Raw genomic sequence first — 19,724 nt, forward strand, 5'->3', positions numbered from 1 at the left:
GAAAAGAATTGAGGTGTTTTTCTATGAACAGGATGATCAGTGAAACGGAAGATAGGCTATTAAACTTGATTTCAATTGTTATTGAACCTTTTAAACTATCACTAGTAGAGGACATGAATGAATCACTAAGCACAAATGAAAAAAAAGATGAGTTTTTGTCTTCGATAAAACAGGAGTTTGGTATTCAATTAACACCGGAAATCATTTCAAGTCAATGGAATATAGAAAAACTGGCAAGTTTTCTGGACATGCTCCTCGACATGAGGGAAGACGAGGTAAATAAGCCTTATAAACGTGGGAAAAGTGAAGGAATGCTTTCTCATAATCAAGATAGAATGTATCTGTTCGACAGCCTGGATGAAAGGAAAATGCTCTATAATATGCCATTTAAATTCATTTTAAATGGCGTTGTGGACATTGATGACCTGCAACAGGCATTAGATTTCATGATTGAACGCCATGAAACTTTGCGAACTAATTTCAAAGGAGAAGAACATCAAATCCTTCAATTCTTATCAAAAAAAAGCCGAAACATGATTGCCTATGAAGACTGCCGGGGATTAGATCCCGAAGTCAGCGATATAATGGTCACCTCCCATCTTACTGAAGAAATGGAAAGATGCTTCGACCTGGAAAATGATCATTTATTTAATATGAAACTATTTCGAGTTGATGAAGAAAAACATTATTTGGTATGCAATTTTCACCATATCATTTTTGATGGAGTATCGTTTGTCACCTTTTTCGAAGAGTTATTGGAGATTTATGAAGGAATTCAAACAGGCAGGGTTGGGGATATTCCCCCTCTGGACATGCAATATTTAGATTATGCTGTCTGGCATAAGGAGTGGGTCAAGGAAAGTACGCCAAGCCAAAGGAGGTTTTGGGAAAGTTATTTAGATCAAGAGGAAGAAGCATTAGAACTTCCATTTGACTTTCAACGTCCAAAATCACCTTCTTACTCAGGCGAAAGACTGGAAATGGCCATAACGAATGAACTTCGTGCATGGATTGACAGGGTTTTAAAGGAGAATGGTACGACTTTATATGCTTTTATGATGACTGCCTATCAAGTGTTTTTAAGTCGGTATACCGGGAAGGATCAAATCATTGTCGGGAGTACCGTGGCAAACCGTGGCCAAGAAGAATTTGCCCGGACAGTTGGATGCTTTGTCAATACGCTGCCATTGAAGCTGACCGTTGATCCATCAGAATCATTTCATGAAATATTGAACCGGAATCGTAAAGTGATTTTGGATGTATTGGAACATCAGGCTTTTCCATTTGAAAAAATCGTTGAAATCATTAATCCAGACAGGGATCTCAGTCATTCCCCACTGTTCCAAACAGCTTTGGCAATGGAAGAAAGCTTTGAGGGGAACTTTAGCAACGCATTCTTCACTCTTGAACAAGACAAATTCGAAATTCCCTATTCAAATTATGACCTGACTATAAAGGTGAAGGGTTCACATGACTTAATCCTGGAATTCGAGTATTCCGATGAACTTTTCAGACGGGAAACAATTGAAAGACTCATGCTGAGTTTCGAAAAATGGTTATTCCAAATTTGCAGAAATGCGGATATACCTATCTGTCATTTGGAGTATTTAGATGACAATCAAATGAATCATTTGTTATTTGAGTGGCAAGGTGAGGTTTCGGATGCACATCAAAATGAGACGATCACCTCCATATTCAAAAGAATCGTCAAGAAGCATTCAAACAAATTAGCCGTTGCTGATAATGGTCAGGCCATTACTTATTCGGAATTAGATCAAAGGTCGAATGTGATAGCGAAATTGGTTAGAAAACATACCGAAAACGGTTCTAATAAGGTAGGCCTGCATGTAAACAGGTCGATTGATATGGTAATCGGCATGTTGGGAGTCATTAAAGCCGGGTGTGCATACGTTCCGCTGGATCCTATGCTGCCGGCTGAAAGATTGGACTATATCGTCAATGATTCGAAAATGGATGTATGCATTACGAATCAAGTTGAGGCTCCTGCCATTAAAAAAATAGCTAAGGTGATTGATCTTGAATCCGTACATTACATGGCTACCGAGTGCTGTAACGAATCTATTGCACCTTCCGATCTGGCTTACATAATCTATACTTCGGGGACGACAGGAAAACCTAAAGGTGTCATGTTATCCCATAGAGGCGTAGTGAATTTAATAATAAGTCAAAACAAGTACTTACAACTTGATGAGACCTCAAAGGTATTACAATTTGCGACTTTTAATTTTGACGCTTCTATATATGAGATTTTTGGAAGCTTATTAAATGGTGCAGAGCTGCATATCGGGAATAATAAGGAGGAAATGTTTGATTTACTCGCATTGGAAAATCAAATCAAAAGTGAAAAGTTAACGCATCTAGTATTGCCGCCCGCAGTATTACAAGAGCTCAATATAGAGGGATCCCATGTGAAATTCGTCGGTTCAGCCGGGTCTGAATGTCCAATAACCTTGCTGGATCGCTATCAAAATATAAATTTTTATAATGCCTACGGTCCAACGGAATATTCAGTATGGACCACGATTGAAATGTTTAAAGCGTATGAAAACAATGAGACTACCAATAATAAAGTTTCGATAGGCAAACCCATCCTGAATACTGACGTCTATTTATTAAATCCTGAGCAAAGACTCGTACCAATCGGTGCTGCAGGGGAAATATATATTGGTGGTGAAGGATTAGCTGTTGGATATGTGAATAATGATGCTTTAACAAAAGAAAAGTTCATTCAACATCCTTTTAAACCTGGAAAGCGTTTGTATCGCAGCGGTGACCTTGCAAAATTCACGAGCGATGGTGAGTTGATTTTTCTGGGGCGTAAAGATAATCAAGTGAAAATCAGAGGTTTCCGTGTCGAAGTGGATGAGATTTCGGTCAACCTCAATGCTTATCCGCAAGTAAGTGACTCATTCATTAAGGTTCAGGATCAGCCCAACTTAAATAAACAAATAATCGCTTATTTCACATCCAAGCAACAAGTAGATTACGATCACTTAAAAGCATTTTTAAAAGAGAGATTACCAAGTTACATGATTCCTTCATTCTTTATGCAAGTGGACAAATTTCCGTTAAATGCAAATGGGAAAATTGATTCAGCACTTCTTCCGGTACCCGTAACCAGAAGCAATACAATGGAAGAACCTGAGACGTTCAATGAGAAAGTGCTTCTTCAAATATTCAAAAGTGTCTTAGGATTGGATGACATAAGTATCCGAGATAGCTTTTTTGAACTTGGCGGCGATTCCATTCAGAGCATTCAAATATGTTCACTAGCAAGGCAGGAAAGTATAATCATCAGTCCAAAATCAATTTTTGAAAATCAAACGGTAGCAGAGCTGGCAGCGATAGCGAAAACTGAAAATAAGGTCATGATTCAACCTATAGCCACTAGAGGGAATGTGGAACTGACCCCCATCCAAGAATGGTTCTTTGCGGAGCACACTGCTTTCATCAATCATTGGAACCAGTCCATTGTTTTTAGTAAAGATTCCTGTGCTCAAATGGAGGATATTGAAAAAATCCTATCACATATCGTGGAACATCATGATGGATTGTTAACCCTATTTGAAAAACGTGACAATAAATATATCGGGAATATAGACTCCGAACACAAAACATGGGAGTTAGTCTATAAGGATATACATCATTTGGATGAGGAAACGCGAATATGGGTGAGAGATGAATGGGAAAGTAAGGCTCAAGGTTCATTGGACATAAGTAATGGACCGATCATGAAAATGCTTGTTTTAAAAGAACAACCGAACAAGTATCGCTTCTTTTGGGTAATCCATCATTTATTGATTGATGCCGTTTCCTGGAGGATTTTACTTGAGGATTTCAATACTCTCCATGATCAGGCATTAAACAATCAAACAGGAAGGCTTGCTCATAAAACGTCATCATTCAAAGACTGGTCAAACTTCTTGAAGAAATACAATGAATCGTTGATGGACCCTGAAACACTCCGTTATTGGGAACAAAAAACAAAAAGTGAAATAACGGATTTTAAGATAGCGGAAGACTTTATAGCTAAAGAAGAAAGAACGATGGAGAAATCATTCAGTGAGGAAGAAACTGAATTCTTGATCCAGGAATTATCAAAGCAATCAAAAGCGACTGTGGAGGAAGTATTGTTGTCATTAATCGCAAAGGGTTTGAAACAATCTTTCGAAGTGAAGAACTTCTGGTTGGAAGTAGAAGGGCATGGCAGGGAAATGGTGGATGAAACAATCGATGTTACTAGGACCGTTGGCTGGTTTACTGCGATGTATCCAATATTGCTGCATTCAGATGGGACGTTTGACGATACTTTAAAAAACACGAAGAATGCTATAAGGGAAATCCCAAATAAAGGTTTTGATTATGGCGTCATCAAGTATTTACGACCTGGGGTCATTCAGGAGCCGGATATCTACGTTACTTTTAATTACTTAGGAAGATTGGATTCTCAATTTGAATCATCCAATAGCAGGGACTTTGGTGAGTTTGAAAATAAACCAAAACTGCATTTCCTGTCATTTATCCAGGATGGAAAACTAATCATAAAAATAATTTCAAAATTAGCCGAAGAAAAGATGAATCTAATAATGGAAGCTATTGGTGATGTTGTCATGGAAATCAAGGGAACTGAATTTGACCAAGGTTCTTTAATAGAAAGTGATTTCCCGGATGCGATGCTCACTGAGGAAGATTTGTTTCATATATTGAATTCTAACAAATAAAGTGATTATTGGTTTAATAGAATGATTGTGGTCTGCGGGTATGGATGACACGAAGATAATGGAATCGGGAGGCGCAAAATTGGAGAAATCTATTCAGAATATCTACTCATTAACTCCGCTTCAAGAAGGAATCCTTTATGAACTGGAAATGAACAATACAGCAGAGAACCTTTACATTTCTCAAATGCGAATCAGGATAACGGGCGCTCTTGAAGTGAATGCATTGTTCGAGGCGTGGAGTCAGGTTGTAGAACGACATGAGGCATTAAGAATGAAGGTCATCTCTAAAAATATTGAAAATAATGTTCAGGTTGTCTTCAATACAATGGATTATCAACCGGAAATGATCGATCTGACAGAGTTGAGTGAACATGAACAATTAAATGAAATTCAAAGAGTGACTTCCGAATCCCAGGAGATGGATGTGAATAACTCCAATTTGATGAAACTCCAGGTAGTGAAAATTGAAGAAAATCAGTTTATCTTGATTTGGACTCATCACCATATAATTTTGGATGGCTGGAGTACCAGCATAGTCATCGATGAACTCTTTGTTATTTACAGCCGAATTGTAGGAAAAGACTCCAAAGGACTTATTGAAAAGCCAAAGCAATATGGAGATTTTATCCGGTATATGAATAAAACAGATGCGGAAGATTTAAATCGTTTTTGGAAAGAGCTTGCAAAGGATATTGAGCAGCCGACGATCACATTTCCCGTCATGAAACATGTGAAGGAAAACCACCAGGACAATGATCTCTTCTGGGAGCTGGATAAAACACAAAGTAAGCTTTTAAGAGAGTTTGCCGCTAAAAACCATGTAACGCTTAATGTATTGCTGCAGTTAATTTGGTCAATCGTCCTAAAGGAAATGTCCAATCAAAATCGAATCGTCTTTGGAATCGTTAGCTCTGGCAGGTCGAACAACTTATTCAAATCGGAAGAAATCGTTGGGATGCTCATTAATACGATTCCTATGATAGCTGATATAAACGATACAGATAGCGTTACCGATTTACTGAAACGATTCCAGGAAACATTGAACAATATGCTGGATTACTCCCAAATTTCTTTAGTGGATATCAAAAAGCATACGAAATTAAAGAAGGAAGATCCGATTTTCCAAACTTTATTTGTTTATGAAAATTATCCGGAAGCGAAAGATGAAGGCTTTAGCATTAACTGGGAGGTCGAAGGCGGAAAAGAGTCACATAGCTTTCCATTATCGTTACAAGCCCAGGATAATAAAGAAACGATAACATGCAAATTGTATTTTAATACGTGCTTCTTACAGCGTTCGCTAGTATATGATATCCAATCAGCCTTCATGCAGGTTGCCCATCAAATTACTGAAGCTCAGCAAATTGATGAAATATATGTGGATATTGATTTTTCAAAACTAAAAAATAATGTGAGTAAAGACGATCAAGCAGCTGATGGCCATTCGGTCACATCCACATCGGTTAATCAAGAACTTAAAGAAATATGGCAAGAGTTTTTCTTGAACAGCGATATTAATGGTGATTTCTTTCAATTGGGCGGGCATTCGATAACAGCCATGAAAATGGTGTCTAAAATAAATAAAAGACTTGATGCGAATATGAAATTAGCTGATTTGTTTGAAAATCCTACATTGAAAATGCTAAATCATAAGATCTTTCCGGAAATGAGTACACCTCCGGGAAATGAAACGCAGGTCGTTTCATCTTTCGTGGAAAAGACATTTTTGGAAGTCTTATCAACAAGTCAAATCGATAAAGATGCCGATTTTTTTGAAATGGGCGGACACTCGATTTTAGCTATGAAATTATTGACGAAATTAAACAAAGAATATAATCAAATTCTAACTTTGAAAGATATTTTTCAAAATTCAACAATCGATTCGTTGACGGACTTCATCATTAATGAAATTTCAGATCATGACATGGAGCACATAGAAGCGCAACAAGAAAATCATGTTTTATCCAGTAACCAAGAGGCCTTATGGTTCTACGAAAAACTCAACGGTAAGACAGCCAATTATAATATCCCTCAGAAATATAAAATGATTGGAGCAGTGGATACTTCAATGCTGGAAAAAGCCTTAAATCATGTCGTTACTAGACATGAGATTTTGAGGACCACCGTCCGTGAAAACGCTGGTAAAGGCTATCAGGAAATCAGGGAAGATTTATACATTAAAATAGATGAAATCGATCTCTCTGCGTTAAAGCCCGAACAGCAAAAGACTCGTATGCTGCAAATTGAAGACGATGTCCAATCGGAAATCTTTGAAATTGAAAAAGGTCCTCTCCTGACAGTGAAACTTGTTAAATTGAGTGAAAAGGATTTTGTTTTATTTGTGAATCTCCACCATTTCGTTTTTGACGGATGGTCAGTGAGTATATTTTTAGATGAATGGTTATCGTTTTATGACAGTGAAGTAAATGAAAACGAACTTATCCTTGGAAAAGACTTTAAACAATATAAGGATTTTGCATTAGAGCAGAAAAACTGGTTGGAAAATAACATGAAAGAAGAATCGCTATTTTGGGAAACAAACTTAGCTGGGGAATTACCTAAATTGGAGCTTCCTTTAGATAAGATACGTTCAAAAGAAAATCGCAACGATGGCAGTAGTTTTATAGTGGAACTAACGAGGGAAGAGTTCCAGGGTTTAAAGCGGATGTCCCTGGAAAAAAACTCGACATTATTCATGACACTGCTAACGATGTACCAGTCTTTCCTAGCAAAATATACAGGTCAGAACGATATCATCGTTGGAAGTCCTTTGGCGAATAGAATGATTGAAGGGACAGAAAAATCGATAGGTTATTTTGTCAATACACTGCCCTTTAGATTAAAGCTGGGACATGAGGAAACATTTGAAGAGATACTTCAAAGAAATACAGGCCATATCATCGATATCTATGATCATCAGCAAATGACATTGGAGAAAATCGTTGAAGTCATTAACCCTGAAAGAAATTTAGCAAGCACTTCTTTATTTCAAACCGTCTTCATTTTACAAAATAATGCCAAAGCTGCATTGGAAAGTGAATACATAAAGATAACGCCTGAAGTAATAAAATCAAAGGCAGCAAAATTCGATTTGAGTTTAGCTGCAGAAGAATATGAAGATAAGCTATTATTCGCCTTCGAGTATAATTCAGGGATCTTCAATGAACAAACCATTCAATCATTAGCTGAAAATTTCCTGGAGTGGATCAGGAAGATTACTTATCTGCCTGAACAATCCATTGACAAGGTATCCGTCGTGAGTAAGAAGCAGGAGAAATTATTATTGGAAGAATGGCAGGGAGAAACCATTCGCTTTGAGGGGATCAATGACACAATCCCACAAGCCTTCCATAAAATTGTCGAGCGATTTCCTGATAAGGTAGCCATTGTTGATGGTTCCGAAACCATTACATATCGCGAATTGAATGATAAGAGCAATCGGCTTTCACACTATTTACTAAGCAAAGGGATTGCTAAAGAAGAAAGAATCGGAATTTATGTGAATCGATCAATTGATATGGTGACAGGGATGTTGGCAGTAATTAAAGCAGGTGCTGCGTATGTTCCATTGGATCCTCATTATCCTAATGAACGATTAAGCTACATGGTTGAAGATTCGTCCATTTCCTATTGCTTGAGTCACAAAGAACTCGGAAAGAATGGTTTGATTGACCCATCCAAAATAATATATTTTGAAAATATTGAAAATGAATCGGATTTGTCAATGACAGAGAATCTTCACATTGCAGATCAGCGGGACTTAGCATATGTCATTTATACCTCTGGAACGACAGGCAGGCCAAAAGGAGTCATGTTGGAACATAGGGGAATCATTAACTTGGTTCATAACCAAAATAAAATGATGTGTTTAGATACATCAGCTAAAGTGCTGCAATTCGCTACGTTTAATTTTGATTCATCCGTCATAGAGATTTTCAGCACACTATTGTTCGGTGCCGAGCTGCATATAAGCGTAGATAAAGAAAATCAATTTGACATGAGTAAACTTGTTGAACAAATTAAGCGTGAAGGAATTTCTCATATTATTTTACCGCCTGCTGTGTTGAAGGAACTGCCAATCAATGATTTGAGCACGCTTAAAGTGTTGGGATCTGCAGGCTCTGAATGTCCAGTTGAGCTCGTTTCGAAGTTTAAGCATATATCGTTTTTCAATGGCTACGGGCCTACTGAATATTCGGTGTGTACAAGTTTTAAAATGTTTCCCCCGAATGAGGATGCTACAGATGAATTCGTTGTTTCAATTGGGAAGCCACTGACTAACACTGTTGCATTTGTGCTGGATGAAAACCGGAAACTAGTGCCGGCAGGAGCGGTTGGTGAACTTTATGTCGGAGGAATTGGGTTAGCGAGCGGATATCTGAATAATGAGAGCCTGACAAATGAAAGATTCATATCCAATCCATTCAACCCTGCTGAAAAAGTATACAGAACCGGGGATTTAGTTAAGCATAATAAAGCTGGGGAATTAGTTTATATAGGCAGAGCGGACGACCAAGTGAAAATAAGAGGATACCGAGTTGAACTATCGGAGGTTAATGTTTCATTACGAAAACTAGCAGAAATCAAAGATAGTTATGTAACGGCAATGGAAGATGGATTTGAGAATAAGAGGCTAATTGCTTATTATACGGTGAATGATGAGGTTTCGGTGGATTCAATCAGAAGAAGACTGAAAGAAACACTGCCTGCTTTCATGATTCCTGCTCATTTTATGCAACTGGATAAATTCCCTTTGACGCCGAATGGAAAAGTTGATCGGAAATCCCTGCCGAAATGGACGGAACAGTTGGATGAGAGGAAGAAAAAAGTGCCGGATGTGCAAGAGCTGTCCAAAACTGAAACAGAGCTTCTGACAATATGGAGAGATGTATTAAACGATCCTACTATAGGACCGGAAGATAACTTCTTTGAATGTGGCGGTGATTCAATCATCAGCATTCAAATATGCTCGGCTGCAAAAGAAAAAGATCTATTTATAACGCCTAAAGATTTATTTGAATACCAAACGGTCCGTGAGCTAGGGAATGTTGTAAATGATCTGAAACAAAAACAAGTGGTCCAAGAAAAAATATCAGGTTATGTACCGTTGACGCCTATTCAATCTTGGTTTTTTAATGAAAATCATGACAATATCCATCATTGGAATCAGTCAGTCGTTTTGATGAAGGATCATGCATTGGCGACCGAACAATATAAACAAATCATCATGAAATTAATTGATCACCACGACATATTAAGGACATTATTTGAAAAACATGGTGATTCATATATTGGCAATATTTCAAATGCTGATACGGCATGCGGTTTTCATGAGTATCAAGTTTCCAGTTTTACAGATGAAAAAACTCTGAAAGTAATTAAGGAGCTGGAAGAAAACGCCCAACAAAGTTTAAACATACACAATGGCCCCATGATGAAGTTCCTTCTATTCAGGGATCAAAAGGACATAAGGATTTTTTGGGTGATTCATCACCTTGTGGTTGATGGTGTTTCGTGGAGGATACTTCTTGATCATTTCGAAAGATGCTATCAACAGATAAAGAATGGACAAGAACCATCACTGCCTTTAAAAACGACTTCTTATAAACAATGGTCCGAGAAACTGAACGAGTATCAGAACACTGGCCTACCGGAAGATGCCGTTCAATATTGGGAAAAGGAAATGAATATTCCAGTTTCTCCGCTGACGCATAGCTTAGGAGAAACATGTGATTTTGAAAACATGTACAAAATACAAGTGGATGAGGACCCAACACAAAACCTCATTAAAAACACTTTAAGAAAACATAAAACGACGATTGATGAGGTTCTATTATCCGTTATTGCCCATGTAGTTTCCAATATAATGGGAATTGATGAATTTTGGCTCGATTTAGAAGGTCATGGCAGAGAGGATATTGAAGATGATATTGATCTATCAAGGACAGTAGGGTGGTTCACCTCCATTTATCCAGTAAGGATTAAAGGAATGCCGTCTTTGGGCTCAACCTTGAGAAATACAAAAAACATATTAAGAAGTGTGCCAAACAAAGGGTTTGACTTTGGAATCCTAAAGTATATTTTCGCTCGGAATCATAACTATCCAGACAGCCTTGTGAGTTACAACTATCTAGGTCAATTTAATAACACTGGTGATATGGAACAAACCAATAGCAGCAATATCGATTTGGACTATACATTTCCATATAAGCTCAATTTTGTCGCCAGCATCGTAAACAATAGACTCATGCTGAATATAATTGGCGATAGCAACAATGAAAACTACCAAATGATATGTAAAGAAGTTGAAGTACACTTAAATAAAATTTTAAGTGGAAGCGCAGATTTGAATGACTCCATTGTGGAAACGGATTTTCAAGCTCAGAAGATAGTCGATGGAAGTACGATCACCCATTTCATTAAAAAGTTTAATAACATTGAAGAGATTTACCCCGTGACATCACTTCAAGAAGGGATGTTATTCCATAGTGAAGTAACTCAAAGTCCTGAATATATTTCACAGCTGTCCATTGATTTAATAGGTGATCTGGACTTGGACGAATTGGAAGAAGCCTGGAATGAAACCTGTAGAAAATACGACGTTCTTAGATCCGTTTTCAGGCGCAATCAATTGGGGGACCGTTACCAAATCATACTTAATGACATTTATTATGTGTTTAATCATGTGGATCTAACGATGTTTAGTGAAGACGAATCGGCATCCAAGATAGAAAATCTTTTAGAGCATAGTAAAAACAGACAAATGGATTTAGAGAATGGTCCGCTCATGAACATCACCTTGATCCAGCTATCGGATCATCGCTATAAGTTCATATGGACACATCATCATGCTTTAATGGATGGCTGGAGCCTGCAAATCGTCATTAATCATTTTTTGGATAATTATCGAAACCCATCCAATTTGGTAAAAGACAGTGATGAACATAAGATTGCCTATAAACAAGTCATGAATCATGTCAGGAATATGAATAAACAGGATGAAGCAGCTTTTTGGAATGAAGAATTGAGGGATTTCGAACAAGTAAAAGCACTAGTAGGTAAGAAAACGGATAAGGAAGCTTTTACATCGGATAAAGTCATTGAATATAGCCTGCCTGAAGAGCTTACCGAAAGATTAATAGAATTATCCAAGCGGCATAGAAAGACAATCAATACCGTTGTTCAAGGGATTTGGAACATCGTTCTATCGTGCCTCAGTGAGAGCGACTCAGTTTGCTATGGGGTGACAAGCTCAGGAAGGAACCTCAGCATTCCGCATATTGAAACAGCTGTAGGCTTATTGATCAATACTCTGCCATTCTCGTTGAAAATCGATTGGGAAGATGATTTGCAATCCTATCTTACTGCGATTCAAAACAAGCAATTACAAATGAGAGAGTATGAGTTCAGTTCACTTACGGATATAAAGCGATACGCTGAAATTCCATGGGATAAGGAATTGTTCCAACATATATTTGTATTCGAAAATTATCCGAGCACAGAACTGGCAGAGGATTCGCGAATCATGATCGAAAATTCAGTCGGAAGTGAATCGACCAATTTTGATCTTACATTCTCTGCAGCTGTAGTGCAATCCAAGTTGCATTATAAAATCATTTATAAAGACAGTAAATTCTCCGAAAATGAAATTTTACGTTTTATGGATTCCATGCAGGAAATATTCTTAAAACTAACAGAAAATGAAACGCTTCCATCTATTGGAAAATTAATAAATCACTTGAAAGTTGGGGCCCGATGATAAGTAAATCCATGACGACGAATAAATTGATGTCAATAACTGAAGCTTTTAAAAAAATCGTGGAAGATAATCAATCAAAAGCGGCACTTTGCGAAAATGCACGTCAAATTACTTATAAAGAATTAGACATGCTTTCAGATAGCCTTGCCAAAAGGATCATTGATCTGGGGATTCAAGAAGAAACAATGATCGGTATTCCAAGCAAAAGGTCCATTGAACTGATCATAGGGATGCTTGCCATAATAAAGTCAGGCTGTTGCTATGTTCCAATCGACGAAAATTACCCATTAAAAAGATTGGAATATATGCTTGCAGATACGGATATGAAGTTCTTCTTATCGTTTAATGGTAAAGGAGGGAAGCTCAGAGAATTGGATATTGAACCAATTCCATTTGAGATGAATGAACTAAGCAGGGATGGGCATATTCCCGTGAACCGTTCCTCGGAGAATGGTCTCGCATATGTCATCTATACATCAGGAACGACCGGAAATCCAAAAGGTGTAATGATAGAGCATAAAAGTGTAGTCAATTTAGTATTGAACTCTGAAATACTTGAAATAAACGAAAATAATAGAGTGGCTCAATTTTCCAACCCATGTTTTGACGCCGCAACCTTTGAGATATGGGGAGCTTTATTGAATGGAGCGACTTTATTCTTGATGCCGAATGAGTTCACTTCTTTTGATGATTGGAAAGAAGCGATATCCATTGGAAAGGTGGATGTAGCTTTTTTTACGACAGGTCTTTTCAATGCAATGGTAGATGAGGATCCTATGATTTTTGAAGGATTAAAGAAAATTGTGGTTGGCGGAGATAAAATCTCGGTTTCCCATGTGAGAAGATTGAAGCAAACAATCGGTCACTTCTCCTTGATTAATGGGTATGGACCAACTGAATGCACAACTTTTGCCATTTGTCATGAGGTCGAAGACAAAGATGCAGATGTTATTCCCATTGGAAAACCATTGAGCAATGTAGAAATCAAGATTTTATCTGAAGGACTAGTCGAGGTAGCAGATGGGGAAATAGGCGAAATCTACATTGGCGGTCAAGGGGTCATGAGAGGCTATTTAAATCAGCCGCAATTAACGGAACAAGCTTTGATCATGGATGATTTGAATCAGATGAAGTGGTATAAAACAGGTGATCATGGCATCCGGTTACAAAATGGTGAGATCCTGTATAAAGGTCGAAAAGACAGTCAAGTGAAAATTCGCGGTTTTAGAATTGAACTGAATGAAATTCAAGACAAGCTTGATCAATACATGAAGGTTGAAAGTTCAGTAGTTGCTGTTAAAAACATCAATGATGAAAATTATGTGATCGCTTATTACAAACATGAAGATGAAAAAGCGGAAAACGCTGAAAAGGATATTAAAGATTATCTGAACAATGAATTGCCGAAATATATGATTCCCCACTTTTTTGTCAGAGTGGATGATTTCCCGCTAAATGCCAACGGCAAAGTCGATAAAGAGAAATTATTGGAAATGGAGATCGTGCAAAATAAAACTTCCTTAGCCAATCAGGAAACTGGAAAGAAAAAAGAAGTTTTGGAGATTTGGAGAAATGTATTGGGAAATCAAAGTCTAGGATTGGACGACAACTTCTTTGAACATGGAGGCCATTCCATTTTAGCTACCAAACTGGTCTATGTAATGAAGGAAACTGTACTTCCTGACGCCACTTTACAAATCTTATTGGAAAATAATACAGTGAATAAATTTGTTGAGGCACTTGAAGTCGATTATTCTTGCAGCATGGAAGCAATGATGGAGAAGGATTCCATGCTCAATCGAGAATTAATGGAGAAAATAAGGGAAATATCCGCTAAACCAGTTCAAATTGAAAAAAATATGATGATTACAGGTGGAACAGGTTTTTTGGGAGCACATCTATTAAACAAATTATTACTGGAATTGGAAGATGTCAAAATCTATTGTTTGGTTAGATTTCCTTCAAGAAATAGATTGAAAGATACTTTAATGAAATATGGTCTTTGGCAGGATGAATTCGTAAGTCGAATCGTTGTAATTGAAGGGGATCTTAGTAAACATCAATTCGGTCTGGATGATGTGACATATGAGAAATTAAGCAATGATGTTTCTCATGTGTATCATGTCGGTGCTGAAACGAATTTCTTCGAGCCGTATAGCAAATCAAAAATATCGAATGTGGATGGTGTAGTGGAAGTCATTAATTTTGCTTCATCATGCAATCGGAAAAACATTTATTATGCATCAACGCTTTCTGTCTTGACCGGAGAAAGGAAATGGGACGAGGAAGACGAATTGGTTTACTCCCCCGATTTAATGATCGGGTACAGCCAGTCCAAATGGGTTGCAGAGAAATTGCTTCTTCAAGCAAGGGAACTCGGACTGACAATCGATATTTTCCGATTAGGCAGGATTTCATCTAATTCAAATGGGGTTTGGAACGAGAAGGATATGTTGTACAAGGTTTTTGAATCATTTATTGAACAAAGGATATTGCCATTTAAAGAGGAAATTCATTTTGAATTGATGCCAGTCGATTTTGTAAGTGAGTTTATTTACAAAATATCAAGATTGAAAGAGAATCAGAAGCTCGGGATCTATCATATGTTCAATGATCAGAGAGTTTCAAGTGACTTCGTGACCTCGTTCTTCGAAAAGAATGAAATACCTTACTCCAATATGGATTTGGAAGAGTGGTTACAATCTTTAAAAGAAAAGACACAATCTAACGAGATTCATTCATTAAGTGCTTTGTCCCAGTTAATAGATGAATCAACAAAATTAAAAGAGTCGGAAATCCTGCAATCAAAAACCAAGAAGGAAATGGAACTGCTATCAATGAAAATGCCGGAAATCGATTCAAGGTATGTTGAAAGCTTTATGAAGTACATATTGAAATAATGGATCGTAAGAGAAGGGGGATGGAAGGACTGAAGAAAACACTTTTTTGTTTCCCTTATGCGGGGGGAAGTGCATCTTTTTATAGAGAATGGAAATTTGATGATGATGTGATAGAGGTAATCCCGCTGGAATACCCTGGACATGGCAGTAAATATAGTGAACCATTATGTGAACATATGACGGATTTGACGGATATATTATTGAAGGAAATGGAAACGAAACATCAAATGAATTCACTAAAAAACATCTCTTTGTTTGGACATAGCATGGGTGCGATCGTAGCCTATGAAATTGCGGCAAAATTAGAAGAGAGAGATGATAATATAATTGAACATTTATTCATTTCAAGTAAGTCGTCCCCAAAATATAAAGTAGATCAAATCGATTGCTCTAATACAAAACATTTAAAACAATCGCTTGAAAAAATCGGGGGAACAAACAAGGAACTCCTGGAAACGGAAGATTTCATGAATATATTCCTTCCGATAATCCAGTCCGACTTGAATGTATTAGCCAACTATCACCATGAAAAAAAACGCGAGAAAAAGGTGGGAAACAAGGCCGTTTTGCTATTGGGATCGAATGATACCGTGACGAAGGAAAGTATCGAAAGCTGGAATGAATACATTGAACATATTGAAGGATTGCATATATTAAAGGGTGATCATTTCTATATAAAGCAAAACCAGGATATCGTTTTAAAAATCATTCAAGAGTATGAACTCAATAGTCGTTGTGGAGTTCTGATTTAAGGTAGCGGACTGCCCCTTGCACCAAAATTTGCTCTAATGTAAGCATCCGCTTGGATACCCATGAAACCCAATCTTCATCTAAAAAAGGACTGATTTATTTCAGTCCTTTTTACTGTAGACAAATTTAAAAGTTCCAGTTGCTTTCAGAAATCCACTCCCATACGCCGACAAGTCTGCTAAGCCTCCTCGACGGAAGCGCCTGTGGGGTCCAGGCTAGCCAGTTATTCGGCAGGAATGTCGCTGATTTCTTCAATCAACATCCTTATAAAAAAGTAAAAACCAATCGAACCTTCTTTTAAAAATGGAACGGAAATGGAGATCCGTTCCGTGTTTTAGATTCCACACAAATCGATTAAATGAGAAACATCGCTACTATTGTAGTCACTGCTAAACCAATGGTTACCGGAAGCAGATTCCGGCGGGCAAGTTCAAAGGGACTGACATTACATATGGCAGCTGCCGGGATCAGTGCCCATGGAATCAGGGTACCTCCGCCAACCCAAATCGCGGTTATTTGCCCAAGTGCAGTCAAGGTGGCGGTTCCGCCTCCGATTGCCGTGCCAAAGAGTTTAGCGACAGATCCCGCTAAAGAAATGCCTGAGAAGCCCGATCCATCCAAGCCGGTGATGGCACCGATGCCGGTTAATGTGACGGCGGCTATTTCTTTCGTTAAAGGAACGGAGGCCGCCAATGCGGCACCGAGGTCATTGACGATGCCGAGGGATGTTTTCGGTAAGTAGTCACCGATGATCTGATTGAATCCAGAATCACCTAAATAGAAGAATGCGGCGATCGGAATGACGGGTCCGAATACTTTGAAGCCAAATTGAAAACCCTGAATCAAATAGGCCGTTGATTTTTCAAGCCCTTGCTGTTTATGTGCGGCAAGGGATAAAACCAGCAAAATGAAAACCGCTGTACCGCCAACTAACGCGGTTGCATCTCCGCCTTGCAACTTCAAAATCGACAATGCCACAACATCCAACAGAAAGGCGATCGGAATGAAAACGGCAAAAAACTTCTTTTGTCCCAGTGTGAGCAGACCTTCACTCATTGTTGGATCTTGGACAAATCCCTCATTATCCGCCTTGATTCTTCCAAGCTTCATATCCCGCTTTAAAAGGATAAAGGCGGAGAGGGTGGTGACAACCCCCATTGTAATGACAAGGGGTATGCTCGCAGCGATGACATCACCGACTGGTATGGAAGCCGCATCGCCTGTTAGTTTAGGGGCAGCCTGAATGATGAAATCCCCTGATAATGCGATTCCGTGACCAAAAAGGTTCATCGCCATCGCCACGCCGAGTGCAGGTAAACCAGCCCGTAAGGCTACGGGGAGCAGAACAGCCCCAAGTAAGGCAACGGCAGGTGATGGCCAGAAAAACCAGGATATCACCATCATGACGATGCCGATTACCCAAAAAGCAAGTGTAGGGTTCTTAATGAATTTCGCAAATGGTGCAATCATGACATCATTAATGCCCGACTTCGTTAAAACCGTACTCATGGCAACGATGATGGAAATGATTAAAATCGTGGACATTAATTCCGTTATTGCGAAAATGAAGCTGTTGAATATCCCGCTTATGGAAGAGGCTAAACTGCCTGTAGCCACTAAAGCCAAAAGGAAAATGCCAATTATGCAGATGAGGGTAGTATCACGACGTTTTACCATAAACCCGATTATCAATGCAATAAAAACAACATAAATCCAATGGAGTGCCGTTAATTCCATCTCCATGATCCGTCCCCCTAATAAATGTGCCTAGTTACAGATTATGAGGGAGGTACGGGGTGGTGAGTTGTTTCATGAATTTTAAAGGCTTATCTTCTTTATTTTCAACAATACTTCAAGTATCCTTAATTTGAAAAGCAACTATTGTAAATGAGGGATAAGCCGTGAAGCAAATATATAGTGATGTCATACAATTTCGGGGTACACATTATGAGTTTGGATACATGCAAGGGGAGGAATTAAAAGATTCACTAACGGTAAAAAACCGTGAAGATCAGTGGAAGATCAGGCAGCCGCGGTTTACGGTTGAAGAAGAAGAGGTCAAGAGAGCCATTACACAATTCGCTCCTGGGGTTTGGGAAGAATTACTGGGGTTGCAAGAAGCGTTGAAATGGCCAATGGATCGCGTGCTGCAAGAGTTCGGTGGATACCGATTGGATTATGTCCGGTCGGGCTGTTCGATCATGACAGGCAATGATTATCTCATTCGTAATTATGATTACCACCCTAAGACTTATGAAGGACGCTATGTCTTATTCCAGCCAACCGATCAAGGGTATTCAAGCATCGGCCCTAGTCAGCGAGGGACTGGCCGGATGGATGGAATGAACGAAAAAGGGTTGGTGATAGGCTATAACTTCATGAATCGCAAGAACCCTGGTGATGGTTTCATCTGCTGCATGATTGGCAGACTGATCGTTGAATCTTGTGCGGACGTTCAGGAAGCTGTGGCGATGCTGAAGGAAATCCCGCATCGTCATTCTTTCACTTACGTCGTCTATGATAAAAGCGGAAGTACTTATATTGTGGAAACCTCCCCAAGAAATGTAGAAGTGCGCACGTCAAATGCCTGTACGAATCACTTTGAAATCATGAAAAATGAAAACCGTAACCATCTTATCGATTCGAAACGCCGATTGGAGATCATCCAAGATCATGAAGGGAAACTTGAATCTGCCTACGATGCTTATCGGTTGTTTAATGATACCAATCAAGGTGTCTTCTCGGATTTATATAGCAGCTGGGCGGGAACGATTCATACATCCGCTTATTTACCTAAAGAGATGAAAGCTTGGATTGCCTTGGGAGGGAACCAGGAGCCGACTTCCATAGATTTTGCGAAATGGCTTGAAGGGGAAGATGTTAAATTAGAACGAATCAACGGTGTAATTGATACGGATATTCCCTTCGTGCACATGGATGAGGGAGCGAATTGGTTTCGGAATTGAGCGTTTTTAAGTGAATTTCAACCTTACGTTATTGACAGGCCCAATCCTTGGATTGGGCTTCTTTTGTTGTTCTACTTTTAGGAAAACCTGATACTATTTATTAGTGGGTGCCAACGTAATATAATATGATATAGAGTAACAGATTTTGGATTGGGACAGGAAGCTGGATTTGTGTGCCGTACTTGTACAATGAATAAGGGGATGAGCGAATGTTTTCGACAGCTATTGGATGGTTTCGGTTTATTACAATAATTGAGGGAATCTCATATGTTCTATTGCTTGCCATTGGTATGCCCATTAAGTACATATTGGATATTGGGGAAGCAACACTCATTTTAGGCAGCATCCATGGTTTCTTGTTTGTCGTGTTTGGGCTTTTATTACTATATGTGAGCATCATATCAAAATGGTCCTTTTTAAAAATGGCAATGATTTTCATCGTTTCATTCATTCCATTTGGTAATTTTGTTATCGACCGCAGGCTTCTGAAGCAAAGTTAAATACTTTTACTTTTTAAAAAATATAAAAACGCCTTTCCATTTAAATGGGGGGGCGTTTTTTTATGGATTTAAGCTTGCTGTAAGGTTGGCACAAAGATGCTGTAAGA

The 19,724-nt window shown here is 38.5% G+C and carries 7 protein-coding genes; 6 read left to right on the plus strand and 1 reads right to left on the minus strand.

The features are described 5' to 3' along the window. Positions 1 to 23: 23 nt before the first annotated feature. The 4 genes from MHB45_RS01075 to MHB45_RS01090 all read left to right on the plus strand — a co-directional run bounded on the left by MHB45_RS01075 (position 24) and on the right by MHB45_RS01090 (position 16,153). On the plus strand, positions 24 to 4,742 hold the full coding sequence (locus MHB45_RS01075; RefSeq protein ID WP_253349037.1) for a non-ribosomal peptide synthetase: 4,719 nt from the start codon (positions 24 to 26) through the stop codon (positions 4,740 to 4,742). Between the two features lie 79 nt (positions 4,743 to 4,821). Continuing rightward, positions 4,822 to 12,501 (plus strand): amino acid adenylation domain-containing protein, encoded by a 7,680-nt coding sequence (locus MHB45_RS01080; protein WP_340907211.1) that lies wholly within the window; start codon positions 4,822 to 4,824, stop codon positions 12,499 to 12,501. Beyond that, positions 12,498 to 15,401 (plus strand): non-ribosomal peptide synthetase, encoded by a 2,904-nt coding sequence (locus MHB45_RS01085; protein ID WP_072272397.1) that lies wholly within the window; start codon positions 12,498 to 12,500, stop codon positions 15,399 to 15,401. Before MHB45_RS01080 ends, MHB45_RS01085 begins: the two co-directional genes overlap by 4 nt. Positions 15,402 to 15,421: 20 nt before the next feature. Beyond that, a complete protein-coding gene (locus MHB45_RS01090; RefSeq protein WP_072272398.1) occupies positions 15,422 to 16,153 on the plus strand; it encodes a thioesterase II family protein in 732 nt (243 codons plus the stop codon). A gap of 352 nt (positions 16,154 to 16,505) precedes the next feature. On the opposite strand, the gene MHB45_RS01095 is transcribed toward MHB45_RS01090, so the two are convergent. Further along, a complete protein-coding gene (locus tag MHB45_RS01095; RefSeq protein ID WP_048679077.1) occupies positions 16,506 to 17,894 on the minus strand; it encodes a hypothetical protein in 1,389 nt (462 codons plus the stop codon). Positions 17,895 to 18,052: 158 nt separating this feature from the next. Here MHB45_RS01095 and MHB45_RS01100 point away from each other — a divergent pair, with 158 nt between their 5' ends. Continuing rightward, entirely contained in the window at positions 18,053 to 19,117 is a 1,065-nt protein-coding gene (locus MHB45_RS01100) for a C45 family autoproteolytic acyltransferase/hydolase (protein WP_048679080.1), read from the plus strand. Between the two features lie 209 nt (positions 19,118 to 19,326). Further along, positions 19,327 to 19,617, plus strand: coding sequence for a DUF3817 domain-containing protein (locus MHB45_RS01105; RefSeq protein ID WP_034305497.1), 291 nt, complete (start codon positions 19,327 to 19,329; stop codon positions 19,615 to 19,617). Positions 19,618 to 19,724: the final 107 nt, after the last annotated feature.

Source organism: Peribacillus sp. FSL K6-5616 (assembly GCF_038008245.1).
Lineage (GTDB): Bacteria > Bacillota > Bacilli > Bacillales > DSM-1321 > Peribacillus > Peribacillus frigoritolerans.